General features: G+C 62.7%; 15 protein-coding genes and 1 riboswitch. Of the genes, 8 read left to right on the forward strand and 7 right to left on the reverse strand.

Going from position 1 to position 14,162, the window contains the following annotated elements:
- Positions 1-123: 123 nt before the first annotated feature.
- On the reverse strand, positions 124-1,227 hold the full coding sequence (gene folE2 / locus ACR0MM_RS05135) for a GTP cyclohydrolase FolE2 (protein ID WP_170358571.1): 1,104 nt from the start codon (positions 1,225-1,227) through the stop codon (positions 124-126).
- A gap of 192 nt (positions 1,228-1,419) precedes the next feature.
- Positions 1,420-2,610, reverse strand: a complete 1,191-nt coding sequence (metZ, locus tag ACR0MM_RS05140) for an O-succinylhomoserine sulfhydrylase (RefSeq protein WP_480694795.1) — start codon at positions 2,608-2,610, stop codon at positions 1,420-1,422.
- 67 nt (positions 2,611-2,677) lie between these two features.
- A riboswitch (SAM riboswitch) is annotated at positions 2,678-2,755 on the reverse strand.
- Between the two features lie 105 nt (positions 2,756-2,860).
- Here metZ and ACR0MM_RS05145 point away from each other — a divergent pair.
- A complete protein-coding gene (locus ACR0MM_RS05145) occupies positions 2,861-3,559 on the forward strand; it encodes a glutathione S-transferase N-terminal domain-containing protein (RefSeq protein WP_480694797.1) in 699 nt (232 codons plus the stop codon).
- A gap of 129 nt (positions 3,560-3,688) precedes the next feature.
- Entirely contained in the window at positions 3,689-4,756 is a 1,068-nt protein-coding gene (locus tag ACR0MM_RS05150) for a Hint domain-containing protein (RefSeq protein WP_480694799.1), read from the forward strand.
- Positions 4,757-4,805: 49 nt separating this feature from the next.
- On the opposite strand, the gene ACR0MM_RS05155 is transcribed toward ACR0MM_RS05150, so the two are convergent.
- The 3 genes from ACR0MM_RS05155 to ACR0MM_RS05165 form a co-directional block, all read right to left on the reverse strand.
- A complete protein-coding gene (locus ACR0MM_RS05155) occupies positions 4,806-5,618 on the reverse strand; it encodes a class I SAM-dependent methyltransferase (RefSeq protein WP_480694801.1) in 813 nt (270 codons plus the stop codon).
- 36 nt (positions 5,619-5,654) lie between these two features.
- Positions 5,655-6,092, reverse strand: coding sequence for an OB-fold nucleic acid binding domain-containing protein (locus ACR0MM_RS05160; RefSeq protein ID WP_480694803.1), 438 nt, complete (start codon positions 6,090-6,092; stop codon positions 5,655-5,657).
- A 102-nt stretch (positions 6,093-6,194) separates the two neighbouring features.
- Positions 6,195-6,509, reverse strand: a complete 315-nt coding sequence (locus ACR0MM_RS05165; protein ID WP_170523111.1) for a hypothetical protein — start codon at positions 6,507-6,509, stop codon at positions 6,195-6,197.
- A 262-nt stretch (positions 6,510-6,771) separates the two neighbouring features.
- Here ACR0MM_RS05165 and ACR0MM_RS05170 point away from each other — a divergent pair, with 262 nt between their 5' ends.
- The gene (locus ACR0MM_RS05170) at positions 6,772-7,095 is read left to right on the forward strand and encodes a 2Fe-2S iron-sulfur cluster-binding protein (protein WP_170338356.1); all 324 of its coding nucleotides are present in this window, start codon (positions 6,772-6,774) and stop codon (positions 7,093-7,095) included.
- Positions 7,096-7,127: 32 nt separating this feature from the next.
- Positions 7,128-7,874, forward strand: coding sequence for an FG-GAP repeat domain-containing protein (locus ACR0MM_RS05175; RefSeq protein ID WP_480695332.1), 747 nt, complete (start codon positions 7,128-7,130; stop codon positions 7,872-7,874).
- 78 nt (positions 7,875-7,952) lie between these two features.
- On the opposite strand, the gene purD is transcribed toward ACR0MM_RS05175, so the two are convergent.
- On the reverse strand, positions 7,953-9,215 hold the full coding sequence (purD, locus tag ACR0MM_RS05180) for a phosphoribosylamine--glycine ligase (protein WP_480694806.1): 1,263 nt from the start codon (positions 9,213-9,215) through the stop codon (positions 7,953-7,955).
- Between the two features lie 74 nt (positions 9,216-9,289).
- Between purD and xseA the strand changes: the two genes are divergently transcribed.
- The gene (xseA, locus tag ACR0MM_RS05185) at positions 9,290-10,783 is read left to right on the forward strand and encodes an exodeoxyribonuclease VII large subunit (RefSeq protein ID WP_480694808.1); all 1,494 of its coding nucleotides are present in this window, start codon (positions 9,290-9,292) and stop codon (positions 10,781-10,783) included.
- A 13-nt stretch (positions 10,784-10,796) separates the two neighbouring features.
- Here xseA and ACR0MM_RS05190 read toward each other — a convergent pair whose 3' ends face one another.
- Entirely contained in the window at positions 10,797-11,189 is a 393-nt protein-coding gene (locus ACR0MM_RS05190; protein WP_480694810.1) for a hypothetical protein, read from the reverse strand.
- 127 nt (positions 11,190-11,316) lie between these two features.
- On the opposite strand from ACR0MM_RS05190, the gene ACR0MM_RS05195 reads away from it, so the two are divergent.
- From ACR0MM_RS05195 to ACR0MM_RS05205, 3 genes are all read left to right on the forward strand, one after another.
- Complete coding sequence (locus tag ACR0MM_RS05195; RefSeq protein ID WP_170437992.1) at positions 11,317-11,952, forward strand: lysoplasmalogenase; 636 nt, start codon at positions 11,317-11,319, stop codon at positions 11,950-11,952.
- 57 nt (positions 11,953-12,009) lie between these two features.
- A complete protein-coding gene (gene ftsY / locus ACR0MM_RS05200; RefSeq protein WP_480694812.1) occupies positions 12,010-13,164 on the forward strand; it encodes a signal recognition particle-docking protein FtsY in 1,155 nt (384 codons plus the stop codon).
- A 79-nt stretch (positions 13,165-13,243) separates the two neighbouring features.
- Positions 13,244-14,146 carry an EamA family transporter gene (locus tag ACR0MM_RS05205; protein WP_093963009.1) on the forward strand — a complete coding sequence of 301 codons (903 nt, stop codon included), beginning with the start codon at positions 13,244-13,246 and terminating at the stop codon, positions 14,144-14,146.
- Positions 14,147-14,162 lie beyond the last annotated feature (16 nt).

A 14,162-nucleotide genomic window follows, 5' to 3' on the forward strand; every position in this document is an offset into this window, starting at 1 on the left:
CGCCACAGCTGCATTCACCTTCAATGTATGCAAATAATCGCGCACACGCAGCATTTTCTGCTGCATTGCGGCAAAAAGGCGCCTATCGCCCAATATACGCCGGTTTTCGCGGCGCTTTTCGGGTCAGCCGACGTGGAACAGCGTCGTGAACAGGCGCGGGTCCAGGCTGGTGGATGCAAAAGTCGGCCCCTCGGTCAGAATCGATACCGCATCGTGGCTGTGCAGACTTTCCTGATGGCTGGCGATGACGCGGAAGTCACCCACGTGATGATCGGCCAGCAGCTCGGCACAGAACAGACGCGCGGCGTCTTCGACAAAGATGGGGTTGGCGGCGTTCAGCTCAGCAAAGGCCTGTTCGTCCTCGCGCTTGACCATCACCTGGGTTTCGGTGGGGACGGCACGGCGGCACAGGGCGATCAGATCCTCGAACCACAGGCAATCGGCGTCACAATCGACCACGACCGAAATGCGCGCCACGGAACGCTGCGAATGCGGCGTCGCAAGCTGTCCGCGCACCGACCGGGCGTGTTCGCTGAGTTCCAGCGAGCATGGGCAGGTCGAAGAATAGACATAGTCGAGATGCATGATCTTCTGACGCACGCCGCCTTGTTCGACCAGTTCAAGCGCGATGTCGTAATACTGATATCCCTCAAGCCCCGAACGCAGGCTTTTGACCCGATCGGGATAGGAGAAGCGCATCTGAAGCCTTGCATCGAAACTGTCGAGGTCGGTCAGATAATCGCTCAGGGCGGATTCCATCACCTCGAAACTGAACGTACGCTCGGCATGCTTGTAAAAGGACCGCATGATCCGGGACATGTTGATGCCCTTTTTCTCGGCCTCGAGGCTGACGGTGCCCGTGACCGAGGTTTCCAGCGTCAGGTCCGGACCGTTCTTGCTGTGAAACCGGATCGGCAGGCGGAAATTCGAGATGCCCACATGCTGGATCTGCTGTTTCGCACCGCGGATCAGGCTGGACGGGCCGTTCTGGAGATCGGGCAACGCAGATTTGTAGGCTTCATCGACTTTGAAGTCTTCGGGGTATTCACGTGACATCGAAGGGTAGTTGTCCGGCATCAACCCGGGCACCAAGCGCGCCACGGCTGGATCAAGCTGGCTGATCTCGGCCTCGCTGGCGCCCTTTGCCCATTTCCGCAGGACCTTGAGAGCCGCAGCGGCCTCGTCCCGATCAGGTTTTTCGTCAATGTCGCGCGAATGAATGTTCATTGGCTGCGTATCCTCGGTGTGTCGTCAGGCCATCTCTGACTGCGGCGGAAACCGCAGTGTAACCCAATACGGTTGAGATAGCAGCCCGGATCGAAAAAACCATCGCAAAACCGCCATTTCCGAACGGATTGCGCCCTTTTACCCGGGCGACAATGCGCGGTTGCCGATGTGTTCAACGGCGCGTGTCCGCCGTCACACCGCGGCAGCCGACAATGCCTGCCGGATATCTTCCAGCAGATCGTCGGCATCCTCGAGCCCGACAGAAAAGCGGATCAAACCGGGCGTGATCCCCAATTCGTATTTCTGCGCATCGCTCAACCGCTGGTGCGTGGTCGTTGCCGGATGGGTTGCGATGGACTTGGCATCGCCCAGATTGTTCGAAATCACCGGGATCGTCAGCGCGTTAAGGAACCGGAAGGCCGCGTCCTTGCCTCCCTTGATGTCCAGCGACAGGACCGTACCGCCCTTGCCCCCCAGTTGGCTCTGCACCAGAGCGTTCTGAGCATGAGATTTCAGGCCCGGATACATGATCCGCTCCAGCGTCTCATGGCCTTCCAGCGCGTCGGCCAGTTTCTGCGCCGTCTCGGCCTGGGCATTGACTCGCAGGGCCAACGTTTCCAGCCCCTTGAGCATGATCCAGGCGTTGAACGGGCTGAGTGCGCCGCCCGTGTGTTTGAGGTACGGCTCGACCGTTCCGCGAATGAACTCCTTGGCGCCCAGGATCACGCCGCCCAGCGCGCGTCCCTGCCCGTCGATATGCTTGGTGCCCGAGTAAACCACCACATCCGCGCCCTGCGCGATCGCTTGCGAGAACACCGGCGTCGAGAACACGTTGTCGACGATCACGGTGGCCCCCACCGCATGGGCCAGTTCTGCCACCGCGCGAATGTCGATGACTTCGAGCGTGGGGTTCGACATGGATTCGAAGAACACGGCCTTGGTGTCGGGCCGGATCGCGGCCTTCCATTGGTCCATGTCCGTACCGTCGACAAAGGTCACCTCGACACCATAGCGGGTCAGGATATTCTCCAGAATGTACAGGCACGACCCGAACAGGGCCTTGGCCGAAACCACGTGATCGCCCGCCTTCAGCATCGAGGTCAGCGCCCCGTTCACGGCCGCCATACCGGACGCCGTCGCAAAACCATCCTCGGCCCCCTCAAGCGCAGCGATGCGCTGTTCGAACATCGCAACCGTCGGGTTGCCATAACGGGCATAGATGAACTCGTCCGGGCCAGTCTCGATGAACCGAGCTTCGGCCTGCTCGGCGGTGTCGTAGACGAACCCCTGCGTCAGGAAAATCGCCTCGCTGACTTCGTTGTACTGGCTGCGACGGATACCGCCGTGGACGGCTTGGGTGCGTTTGTTCCAGCTTTCGCTCATGTCTTTACCTTTCGGCCCCGAAACCCGAGGGCAAATCAAAAAAACCCCAGACGCGGTCAAGCGAAAGGGGTCTTTCATCCTGACCTTTTAGCGGTGTTGTTTAGCGTGGCCCGCAATCCGGTAACAAATCGCCACGTGGTTTCTGGATTGCGCATACGCCTCGGGCGCGCGGGCGTCAAGCCGCGACATCCACCGCGCACTTGCCCTTTGCGGCGAATGGCTCATGATCGTCCCACAACACGGAGGCCCCATGACACACCCGATCGACCTGTATTTCTGGCCCACGCCAAATGGCTGGAAAGTATCCATTGCCCTTGAGGAGATGGGGCTGCCCTACCAGACCCACCTCATAAACATCGGCAAGGGCGATCAGTTCGCGCCCGAGTTTCTGAAGATTTCGCCCAACAACCGGATGCCGGCGATCGTCGACCCAGACGGCCCGGATGGCGCACCAATCTCGGTTTTCGAAAGCGGCGCGATCCTGATGTATCTGGCCCGCAAGACCGGCCGGTTCTACGGGTCGACCGAGCGTGACCGGATCGCGGTCGAGGAATGGCTGATGTGGCAGATGGGTGGCGTCGGACCGATGGCCGGACAGGCACACCACTTTCTGAAATATGCCCCCCAGTTGGACCCGCCGCAAGACCTGCCCTATGCCAAGGACCGCTATCGCACCGAGGTTGCGCGCCTGTACGGCGTTCTGGACCGGCGCCTTGCCGACAACGAGTATGTTGCCGGCGACTTCTATTCGATCGCCGATATGTCGATTTGGGGCTGGGCGAGCCTGTGGGAGGGTCAGCAGCAGACGCTGGAGGACAAGCCCCACTTTGCCCGGTGGCTGGAAACCGTGGGAGCCCGCCCCGGAGTTCAGGCGGGACGTGCCCTGCATGCCGAGCTGCGCGGAGATCATCGCAGCAAAGACGCGCAGAACGTTTTGTTCAAACGGTAGAGTTCACCAAATGCTGAAATTTCAGGCAATTAGGTGCGAATCGCACCTCTTTCTGCATCAAGACCCTGACGACAGTTGAATTGCGCGTTGGCCGTTCTGTAACTACAAGCGGTAACAAGGAGTTAAGGTTTGGCGACATTCAATTTCACGGTTCCGATTTACGGGTTCGACCAATGGACCGGCGCATCGACGAACAACACAGTCGGCTATCCTGTCGGAACGACCTTTTCCTTGAATGCCGGTGCCGCACTGACCGTGATCAACGTTCAGGATGACGACGGCACGGCCAGCCAGCTGTTTTCGGACGGTTACATCGACACGCCCGGAGACGGGTCGTCGCCCAGTACGGCCAACAACGACCAGGTATTGAGCCAGGCGGTGACGATCAACGGACAGACCTTTCAGCCCGGCGATCAGGTCGAGCTTGAGTTCGGTTTTACGACAACTTCCGGCGACACGTTCTGGGTCATTCGCATCGACGGTGTGAATGTCGGCATCAGCGGTCCTGTCCTGCCAACGCCCGGTACGACCTATGAGGTTGCCGGCAGCAGTGATGGTCAGGCATCGCCGATTTCGAATGTCCCATGCTTTACCGCCGGCACACTGATCACTACCAAGAACGGGACAAAAAAGATCGAAGACCTGTCGGTCGGAGATCTGGTTCTGACCTACGCCGGCAGCTATGAACCGATCCGCTGGATCGGGCGCCGTGAGCTGGACAGCGTCGACTTCTCCGCCAATCCGAAACTGGTTCCCATCCGGATTTCCGCCGGCGCGCTCTGCGCAGGGCTGCCAACACAGGACCTGATCGTTTCACCCCAGCACCGCATTCTGGTGCGGTCAAAGATCGCGCAGCGCATGTTCAACACCAACGAGGTGCTGGTTTCGGCCAAGTCGCTGCTGCCGCTGGACGGCATTGACCGGGTCTGTGCCACGGAATCCGTTTGCTATTTCCACCTTCTTTTCGACGCGCATCAGGTCATCTTTGCCAACGACACCCCAAGCGAAAGCCTCTTCGCCGGTCCCCAAGCGCTGAAATCCATCCCCGAGGCGGCTCGCGCCGAGATATTGGCCCTGTTCCCCGAGCTTGAGGACCCCGGCTTTGAACCGCTGCCAGCCGCCCTGATCCCAAAGGGTCACAAGCAGCGCGGTCTGATTTCGCGTCACCTTAAGAACGGTCAGGCGTTGTTGGCCTGATCGTCATTGGGTTTTTTCTGATCCGGGTCGGAGTGTGCGCGACCTACCGTCAGGTCTTTCGGCAGACGAACGTGGTCGCTGACAGTGGCATCGCCATGCCCTGCGGACCAAAGACGCGCTTCAATTCAGAGAACATCCGCGCCGCCACGTCCGCGGGTTCCACGCCGCCGCGCTCTCGTATTTCATCGACCAACGGGTTGCCGAAAACCAGAGCGTGGGCAAAGGCTTCCGGGTTGACGATGGTCTTCGTCAACCGGATCGTTTCGTGTTCGATATTCGTCCAGCCTGCGGCCCTCAGATCGACCCAGACAGCCTCAGGGTCACCATAGTGAAACGGTACCTTGTAGAATCCCGGCGGATCCAGCGGAAAGAAATGCGCCCCCACATCGTGCGCGACTTGCGAGAACGGGTTTTCGGACATCGGGCTCCACACGTTGAAAACATAGCGCCCACCCGGTCTGAGCGCCCGCGCCGCCTCGAGGAACGAAGCGGGTTTGTCGGGAAAGAACATGACCCCGAACTGGCAGGTAATCAGGTCGAACGCGCCGTCTTCGAACGGTAGATCCATTGCGTTGACGACCGCGAACTCGACGTTGTCCGCCGCCGTGAACTTGGCCTTTGCAACCTCCAGCATGGGCGCGTTCAGGTCCGAGATCAGAACTTGGGCCTCCGTCGGCAGCACATCGCACAGCTTGCGGCTCAGGATCCCCGTACCTGCGGCCAGTTCAATGGCCTTGGCCACCGGCTCTTCGGCGCAACGGGCGGCAAGTCTGTCTGCGTAGTCAGTGAAGATATTCGGGCCCAACCCCGCGTCGTAGTGACTTGGAATATTGCCCACGAAGCCAGCCGAATTCGTCGACATCTGCGCCCCCCCCCGGCAACCGCATGATGCAAAAGACTAGCCGAAATTGCGCGTTTTGGCGAACTCATTGTGCTCTGCAGTCGGCTGGGGCCGGTAGGCATCCGCCCCGTCACCCCGCACCAGCAGGTCCAGCATGCCCGAGATGTCCTCGATCTCTTCCGCGATCACATGGGTCACCGCATGGGCCCGCTGCATCCGCCCGGTCACCCGCAGCAACCGTCCCGAGATCACCGCCCGGCGGAACCGCTCATAGATCTTGCGCCAGACAATCACGTTCACGATGCCGGTCTCGTCTTCGAGCGTGATGAAGATCACCCCTTTGGCCGTACCAGGCCGCTGCCGCAGGATCACCAATCCCGCCACAGCAACCCGCGCGCCCTCGGGCGGGTCGTCCAGTCGGTCGGCTGGAAGGCAGGCCGGTGGCCTGGGCCATGGGCGACCCGAACTGTGCTGTGGTGTCGATGCGATACGCATAAGAACAAAAATAGAACAAATGCCCTGAATGTCTAGATGCAGGGGACCGAAACCACAGCCAGAAAGGTCATGCGCTGCGCGCGACCGCAGCACAGACAAGGGTCACTTGGCGTCATGCGCGTTGAACGTGGCCAAACCTTCCCGCAGAACCGCCTTGGCCTTGGCCAAGTCATCCCCGTCCAACGCATCCAGCGCCCGCAAAACGTCACTGCGCAACCGCAGAGCCTTGGGGCCCGGTGCTCCGACCGGATGAAGCTCATCGTCATTCGCTGCTGCCAAAGAACCATGGCTGATCCCGTCGATCACCTCCACGATTTTCGCCTGACTTTCGCCAAACCACGCGGCAATGTCATGCTCGGCATCGCCCCGCTCGTTCATCCCAACCACAATCTTTGCGTCCTGAACCGTCAACGGCATCTGCTCACTCCCTTATCAAATCACGGTCTCACGACCTGAACATAAATCCATGCACGCAACAATCGAAACCGTTACCCGCGCCTCAACCTTTGATGGAACAAACCGGCCAAACCATTCGGTTGCGGCGCGAACGCGTGGAATTTGGGCGACAATGACGGACCGTTTGCCCGATCACGCCCCGATTGGTCGCAAATGGCACTGGAAAGACCTAAATCCCTTGACTAATGAGGAACCTGAACACCGCAGAAGGAAGACGCGAGCAATGGCAAAGATCACCTATGTCGAGCATGGCGGCAACGAACACACAGTCGAGGTCGCCAACGGCCTGACCGTCATGGAAGGCGCCCGTGACAACAACATTCCCGGCATCGAGGCCGATTGCGGCGGCGCCTGCGCCTGCTCGACCTGTCACGTCTACATCCATCCCGATTGGGTCGAGAAACTGCCTGCCAAGGACGACATGGAAGAAGACATGCTGGACTTCGCCTACGAGCCCGACCCGGCCCGTTCGCGCCTGACCTGCCAGATCAAGGTGACGGACGAACTGGACGGGCTGGTCGTCCAGATGCCGGAAAAGCAGATCTGATGCGACGGCGCATGCCCCGCTCGTCCGGCGGCATGCGCTGCGGCTTCAAAGCGCCGCGTCCGGCGGTGCGCTTTTGGCCATGCCGCGTGCGCGGCGCGCTGATGGCTGTGTGCCTTTGGTTGGCGGGCCCTGCCTTGGCTGCCGAAACCATAGCGACCGCCCGCTACACGGATCCGACCGCCCGCTATCCCCACGGCGTTCTGGGTGACCAGATCGAATGGGGTTCGATTGAACTCACGCTTTCAGATGGCAAACGCCGCAGCTTCACGCTGCCCGATCATCTGGTCTTCGAAGACCTCGCGCCCCGCGTGATCGACGTCACGGGCGACGGTCTTCCAGAAGTCATCGCGGTGGAGAGTGACGCGCAGCACGGCGCGCGCCTTGCCATCTACGGCCCGCACGGCCGCATGACGGCGACACCGCATATCGGCACCCGTTTCCGCTGGCTGGCTCCCGTCGGAGCGGCAGACCTGAATGGCGACGGGCATATTGAAATTGCCTATGTCGACCGCCCCCACCTGGCCAAGACCTTGCGCATCTGGAGCTTCTCAGACGGTCGACTGACGGAAATCGCCGCGCTCCCCGGCCTGACCAATCACCGGATCGGAGAGGATTTCATTTCAGGCGGCCTTCGTACCTGCAACGGCCAACCCGAGCTGATCGTCGCCAGCGGCGATTGGCGCCGGATCATTGCTGTCCGCTACGATGGCGGCTGGCAAACCCAGGATCTTGGCCCGTTGAAAAACCGACAATCCCTTGTGAGCGCGCTGAACTGCTGATCCGGGGATTCATCTGGTCAAGAAATCCCGAGGTGAGGCCGTCGGCCGAGGCCCCTCTTACCTGCAGGCCCTCAAACGTCAAAGCGCCCGCCAACCGATATCGCGGCGATAGAAGCCGCCCGGCCAATCGATGGCCTCGACCATCGCATAAGCATTGTCACGCGCCTCTTGCAGTGTTGCTCCGCGCGCCGTCACGTTCAGAACCCGGCCCCCTGAGGCTACAACCTGCCCGTCCTGCGCCTTGGTGCCTGCGTGAAAAACCATATGGCTGCTGTCCTCGGGCAAGTCACCCAGCCCGTTGATCACGCTGCCTTTTTCATATGCCCCGGGATAGCCCTGCGCGGCCATCACCACGGTCAAGGCGTGATCGTCGGCCCAGTTGACCCGCACCTCGCCCAGCCGTCCCTCGGCCGCCGCGTGCATCAAGTCCAGCGCCTGTGCCCCCAGCCGCATCATCAGCACCTGACATTCCGGGTCGCCAAAGCGGACGTTGTATTCCACCAGCCGCGGCTGCCCGTCCTTGATCATCAGACCGGCATACAGCACCCCCTGGAACGGCGTGCCGCGCCGGGCCATCTCGGCCATCGTCGGGCGCACGATCTCATCCATCGCCCGCTCCTCAATCTCAGGACTTAGTACCGGGGCCGGAGAATAGGCGCCCATGCCGCCGGTGTTCAGGCCGGTATCGCCCTCGCCCACGCGCTTGTGGTCCTGCGCGGTGCCGACCGACAGGATGTTCTCGCCGTCGCACAGCACGAACAGCGAGGCTTCTTCGCCGTCCATGAACTCCTCGATCACCACCTCGGCCCCGGCCCCACCGAAGGCGCCGCCGAACATGTCGTCCACGGCCTCCAGCGCGGTCGCCTCGTCCATCGCTACGATCACGCCCTTGCCCGCGGCCAGACCGTCGGCCTTTACCACGATCGGCGCACCCTGCTGACGGATATAGGCCTTGGCTGGCTCGGCCTCGGTAAACCGGGCATAGGCGGCGGTCGGTGCACCGGCCGCATCGCAGATTTCCTTGGTGAAACTTTTCGAGGCTTCCAGCCGCGCCGCCTCGGCAGAGGGGCCGAACACCAGAATGTCCGCCTCGCGCAGCCGGTCGGCCACCCCGGCGGCCAAGGGCGCCTCGGGGCCGATGATCACGAAATCAATCGCGTTTTCCTCGGCGAAACTGACCACCGCGCCGCCATTCTCTATATCCAGCGCCGCGCAATCGGCGATCTGCGCGATCCCGGCATTGCCCGGCGCCACGATCAGGCGGTCGCATTTGGGGTTCTGCATCACCGCCCAGGCCAGGCTGTGTTCGCGCCCGCCGCTGCCGAGAATGAGGATGTTCATGAAAGTCTCCGATCTGCTTGGCCTTGCCTGCGCGGCGTTCTAAGCTGCGCGGGCAATCGAAACAAGGCGCTGAAATGTCCGACCTGCTTGACGATCCGATTCCCGGCCAGAATACCCCCGAATACACCGTGTCCGAGATCTCGGGCGAGGTGAAACGCACGCTGGAAGGCACATTTGGCCGAATCCGCGTGCGGGGCGAGGTCGGGCGCGTGTTCAAGGCGCGCTCGGGGCATTTGTACTATGACATCAAGGACGACCGGAACGTGCTGGCCTGCACCACGTGGAAAGGCCAGATCGCGGGCCTGTCGGTGGTGCCGGAAGAGGGGCTCGAAGTCGTCGTCACGGGCCGCCTCACCGCTTTTGGCGCGCAGTCGAAATACAACCTGAACGTCGACGAGGTGGCCGTAGCCGGGCAAGGCGCGCTGATGGCGCTGCTGGAAAAGCGCAAGAAACAGCTCGAATCCGAGGGCCTGTTCGCGCCCGAGCGCAAGAAACCCCTGCCCTTCCTGCCTCAGATCATCGGCGTCGTCACCTCGCCCTCGGGCGCGGTGATCCGCGACATCCTGCACCGCCTGCGCGACCGTTTCCCGCGCAAGGTGCTGATCTGGCCCGTGGCCGTGCAGGGCGCCAATTGCGCGTCCGAGGTCGCCAACGCCATTCAGGGCTTCAACCGCCTGACACCCGGCGGCGCGCTGCCCCGCCCCGATCTGATCATCGTCGCCCGCGGTGGCGGCTCGATCGAGGATCTGTGGGGATTCAATGAGGAAATCGTCGCCCGCGCCGCCGCCGAGTCCGAGATTCCGTTGATCTCGGCCGTGGGGCACGAAACCGACACCACATTGATCGACTATGTCTCGGACCGCCGTGCGCCCACCCCCACCGCCGCCGCCGAACTGGCGGTTCCCGTGCGGATGGAACTGCTGGCCTGGACCGGCGAACAGGGCGCGCGTCTGTCCCGCGCAGCCACCGACGCCGTGCAGCGCCGGGCCCAACGCCTGCGCGATCTGTCGCGCGCCCTGCCGCGCCCCGAGACCCTACTGGATGGTCCGCGCCAGCGACTGGACCTGATTGCCGATCGTCTAGCCCCAGCGTTGCAACGCGGTGTGCAAAACCGCCGCCTGCAGGTGGTGGAACTGTCCGGGCACCTGCGCCCGTCAACGCTGCGCAACCTCGTGGCCGCGCGGCGGGACACGCTGCACAACCTGTCCGCGCGTCTCTCGATCCGCCCGATCCAACGCGACATCCAGCAGCAGCGCGACCGAGTCAACCAACTGGCCCAGCGCATGACGGCCGCGCAGACCCTGCGGGTGGACCGGCTCCGCCAGCAACTGGATGCGACCGACCGGTTGCGCGAGACGCTCAGCTACAAAGCCACGATTCAACGCGGCTACGCCGTGGTGCATTCCGAAAGCGGCGTGGTCACCACAAAGGCGCAAGCCAGCAAGCACGCTGCACTGACCATCGAGTTTGCCGATGGAGAATTGAAGACCGCACCGCTGTCCGGGACGACCCCGACCGCCAAGAAACCGTCCAAGCCACCAGCCCCGGATCAAGGATCGTTGTTCTGACGAAAGCCCACGTTCAGACGCCGACCTCGGGCCCGTAACAGATCATATCTTCGTCGACGTCGGCTGCTTCGTAAAGTTCGGTGGCTTCGGCGTTGCCCTCGAACTGCGCGATTAGTCCCTGGGACGAGCGGGTAAAGACCCAACATTGCGGATCGGGGCGGTCTTCGTAAACAAAGCAAATCTGTCCGTTCTGTTCGTACCAGATGCCCTCCTTGCAGTCGCCATCCAGAAACGACCAGACCACGCGCCGGTTGGGCAAATACCGTTCGACGCCATAGGTCGTTCCACCAAAGCCGTAGAACAGGGTTTTACCGCGCGTGTAGGCATCGAATTCCGCCCCTGACAGAGACTGCGCGACGACCGGCTGGGCCAGCAAAGATCCGAGAATCAACGAACGTATCCACATCGTTGCATTCTGGCAGATGCCACGGCCGCGCGCCAATCTTGGAACGCACTGCCCCAACGTTATGGGTTGAGCGCAAACTCACTCCGCGGCGACACTGCATTGCATCGGAGCCATCGGAAGGCAGGACATGACGATACTCGTACTCGCGGCGCTGGCCTGTGCCCTGGCCTACCTGGCCCTGACGGCCCGTCCGGCCAGCCTGCTACGCACGGCGTTGAAAACCGCAAGCGTCGCCCTGTTGGCGGTCGAGGCGGCGGTGCAGTCCGGCCCTCTGCTTCTGATCCTCGCGCTGTCTCTCTGCGCCTTGGGCGACGCCCTTCTATCGCGTGAGACCGAAGGCACCTTCATGGCCGGCATCGGAGCGTTCGCCGCCGGGCATCTGGTATACATCGCCCTGTTCCTGACCCATCCGTCAAGCGACACCGACCTGATCCTGGACAAACCCGGATACGCCTGGACGCTGGTCATTCTGGGCATCGTGATGGCCACGCTGCTGGCCCAGCGGGCCGGTGATCTGCGCGGACCGGTCCTGGCCTATATCCCGATCATTCTGGGCATGGGCATCACCGTTCTGGCCCTGCCCGAGGCCGGAGCGCTGCGATGGGCGCTGCCGGCCGCGATGGCCTTCATCGCCTCGGACCTGATCCTGGCAACCGAAAGGTTCCTGCTGCCGTCCGGCCACCCGGCCCTGCGGCTGACGCCCTACCTGGTCTGGCCGCTCTACTGGGGCGCGCAGTTCGGCTTTTTCCTGGCTTTCACCTGACCCTTTGCAACTGCCGCCATTCCGCATTAGGTGAAGGGGACACCTGCGGAGACCAAGATGGCGTTTTTTACCAAGCTCAAGGACCGGCTGTTCAAATCCTCGTCCCGCCTCGAACAGGGGCTTGAGGCAATCGTCGAGGACGGCGGCGAAGAAACCGCCCCCACCCCCGACCCGGTCATCCCCCAGCCTGAGCCCGAGCCGCAACCGGTCCCGGAAATCCCCGAACCCTCACCTACACCGCAGCCGGTCGAGACACCGTCACCCGAGCCGGCCGACCCAACGCCCGCCCCGCCTCCGCCGGAACTGCCGGAACAGGCGCAATCCAAAGGCCTGATCGGGCGTCTCTTCGGTCGCGGCGATGCCGGGCCTGTGGTGCGCCGCACACTGGACGACGACATGCTCGAACAGCTCGAGGAATTGCTGATCGCCTCGGACATGGGCGTCGACACCGCCCTGCGCGTCACCGCCAACATGGCCGAGGGGCGCTATGGCCGCAAACTCTCGACCCAGGAAATCAAGCAACTGCTGGCGCAGGAAATCGCCCGCGTGATGGAGCCGGTCGCAAAACCGATGCCCCTCTACCCCAAGCGCCCGCAGGTGGTGCTGGTGGTGGGCGTCAACGGCTCGGGCAAGACCACGACGATCGGCAAGCTGGCCAGCCAGTTCAAGGCCGCCGGCAAAAAGGTGGTCATCGCCGCGGGCGACACTTTCCGCGCCGCCGCCGTGGAACAGCTGCAGGTCTGGGGCGACCGCGCCGGAGTTCCAGTCCTGACCGCGCCCGAAGGCTCCGACCCCGCCTCGCTGGCTTTCGACGCCCTGACCAAGGCGCAAGCTGAAGGCGCCGACCTGCTGATGATCGACACAGCCGGCCGCCTGCAGAACCGCGCCGACCTGATGGAGGAATTGGCCAAGATCGTCCGCGTCATCCGCAAGATCGACGAAACCGCCCCGCACAACACCCTGCTGGTGCTCGACGCCACCACCGGCCAGAACGCGCTCAGCCAAGTGGAAACCTTCCGCAAGCTGGCCGATGTCTCGGGCCTGGTGATGACCAAGCTCGACGGCACGGCCAAGGGCGGCGTGCTTGTGGCGCTGGCCGACAAGTTCGGCCTGCCGATCCACGCCATCGGCGTCGGCGAACAGATCGACGATCTGGCCCCCTTCGACCCCGAGGAATTCGCCGCCGCCCTGACCGGGCTCGACAGCAACTGACCTTCATCGGGCCCCAAATATCCTCAGGGGTCTGGGGGTGGAAAACCCCCAGCTTCTCCACCAGCGAAAGACCCGCAGCGTGAGCGACTGGCTGATCTCCCTCGAAGGCACCGAGGCCGGGCACAGGCTGGCCCTTGGCCTCGCCCTGATGGCGGCCTTTCTGCATGCGGTGTTCGGCGCGCTGCAGAAGGGTCGGCACGACCCCTGGCTGTCGCGCGGCGCGATCGACGCCTGCTATTGCCTGATGGCCGCACCCTTTGCGTTCTTCGTCGTGCCCTGGCCCGAACCTTTCATGTGGCCGATATTCGCCGTGGTCTGGCTGATCCATGTCGCCTACAAGACGCTGCAGGCGATGGCCTATACCAAGGGGTCCTACACCGTGGTCTACCCGGTGGTGCGTGGCACCGGCCCGCTGTTCACCGTCATCGGCGCCTATCTTCTGTTCAACGAAACCTTCTCGCCCACCCAATGGCTGGGCGTTGCCGTGCTGCTGACCGGCATCTTCGGGCTGGCCGCCTACAATTTCCGCTTCCTGGAAACCAACCGCGAGACTTTAGGCATCGCATTGGCCCTTGCGGTTGCAACCGGCCTCTTCGTGGCGCTCTACACCACGTATGACGCCTACGGCATCCGCGCCACGGCCGATCCGTTCACCTTTCTGGCCTGGTTCTTCATGATCGACGGGGCGACAATGCCGATCTACGCCTTCCTGCGCTGGCGGGCGATGGTTCACCGTCCGGCAATCGGGCCGTTGATGCTGCGGGGGCTTGCAGGCGGGCTGATCGCCCCCATGTCTTTCGGAGCGATCATGCTGGCCACCCGGCTGGACAAGGTCGGCGAAGCCGCGGTGCTGCGCGAAACCTCGACCGTCTTTGCCGCCCTGATCGGCTGGCTGGCCCTGAAAGAGACCGTGGGGCCTCGGCGCATAATCCTGATGGCATTGATTGCATTGGGCGCGGTAATAGTTGAAATGGGCGGGTGAACAGCAGGACGACAGG

The sequence above is a fragment of the Ruegeria sp. BC6 genome (assembly GCF_056539185.1).

Excerpts from the sequence above, each read along its gene's own strand:
- folE2 (WP_170358571.1), bottom strand. The coding sequence starts at position 1,227 with ATGAACATTCATTCGCGCGACATTGACGAAAAACCTGATCGGGACGAG.
- metZ (WP_480694795.1), bottom strand. The coding sequence starts at position 2,610 with ATGAGCGAAAGCTGGAACAAACGCACCCAAGCCGTCCACGGCGGTATC.
- ACR0MM_RS05145 (WP_480694797.1), top strand. The coding sequence starts at position 2,861 with ATGACACACCCGATCGACCTGTATTTCTGGCCCACGCCAAATGGCTGG.
- ACR0MM_RS05155 (WP_480694801.1), bottom strand. The coding sequence starts at position 5,618 with ATGTCGACGAATTCGGCTGGCTTCGTGGGCAATATTCCAAGTCACTAC.
- ACR0MM_RS05160 (WP_480694803.1), bottom strand. The coding sequence starts at position 6,092 with ATGCGTATCGCATCGACACCACAGCACAGTTCGGGTCGCCCATGGCCC.
- ACR0MM_RS05165 (WP_170523111.1), bottom strand. The coding sequence starts at position 6,509 with ATGCCGTTGACGGTTCAGGACGCAAAGATTGTGGTTGGGATGAACGAG.
- ACR0MM_RS05170 (WP_170338356.1), top strand. The coding sequence starts at position 6,772 with ATGGCAAAGATCACCTATGTCGAGCATGGCGGCAACGAACACACAGTC.
- ACR0MM_RS05175 (WP_480695332.1), top strand. The coding sequence starts at position 7,128 with ATGCGCTGCGGCTTCAAAGCGCCGCGTCCGGCGGTGCGCTTTTGGCCA.
- purD (WP_480694806.1), bottom strand. The coding sequence starts at position 9,215 with ATGAACATCCTCATTCTCGGCAGCGGCGGGCGCGAACACAGCCTGGCC.
- xseA (WP_480694808.1), top strand. The coding sequence starts at position 9,290 with ATGTCCGACCTGCTTGACGATCCGATTCCCGGCCAGAATACCCCCGAA.
- ACR0MM_RS05190 (WP_480694810.1), bottom strand. The coding sequence starts at position 11,189 with ATGTGGATACGTTCGTTGATTCTCGGATCTTTGCTGGCCCAGCCGGTC.
- ACR0MM_RS05195 (WP_170437992.1), top strand. The coding sequence starts at position 11,317 with ATGACGATACTCGTACTCGCGGCGCTGGCCTGTGCCCTGGCCTACCTG.
- ftsY (WP_480694812.1), top strand. The coding sequence starts at position 12,010 with ATGGCGTTTTTTACCAAGCTCAAGGACCGGCTGTTCAAATCCTCGTCC.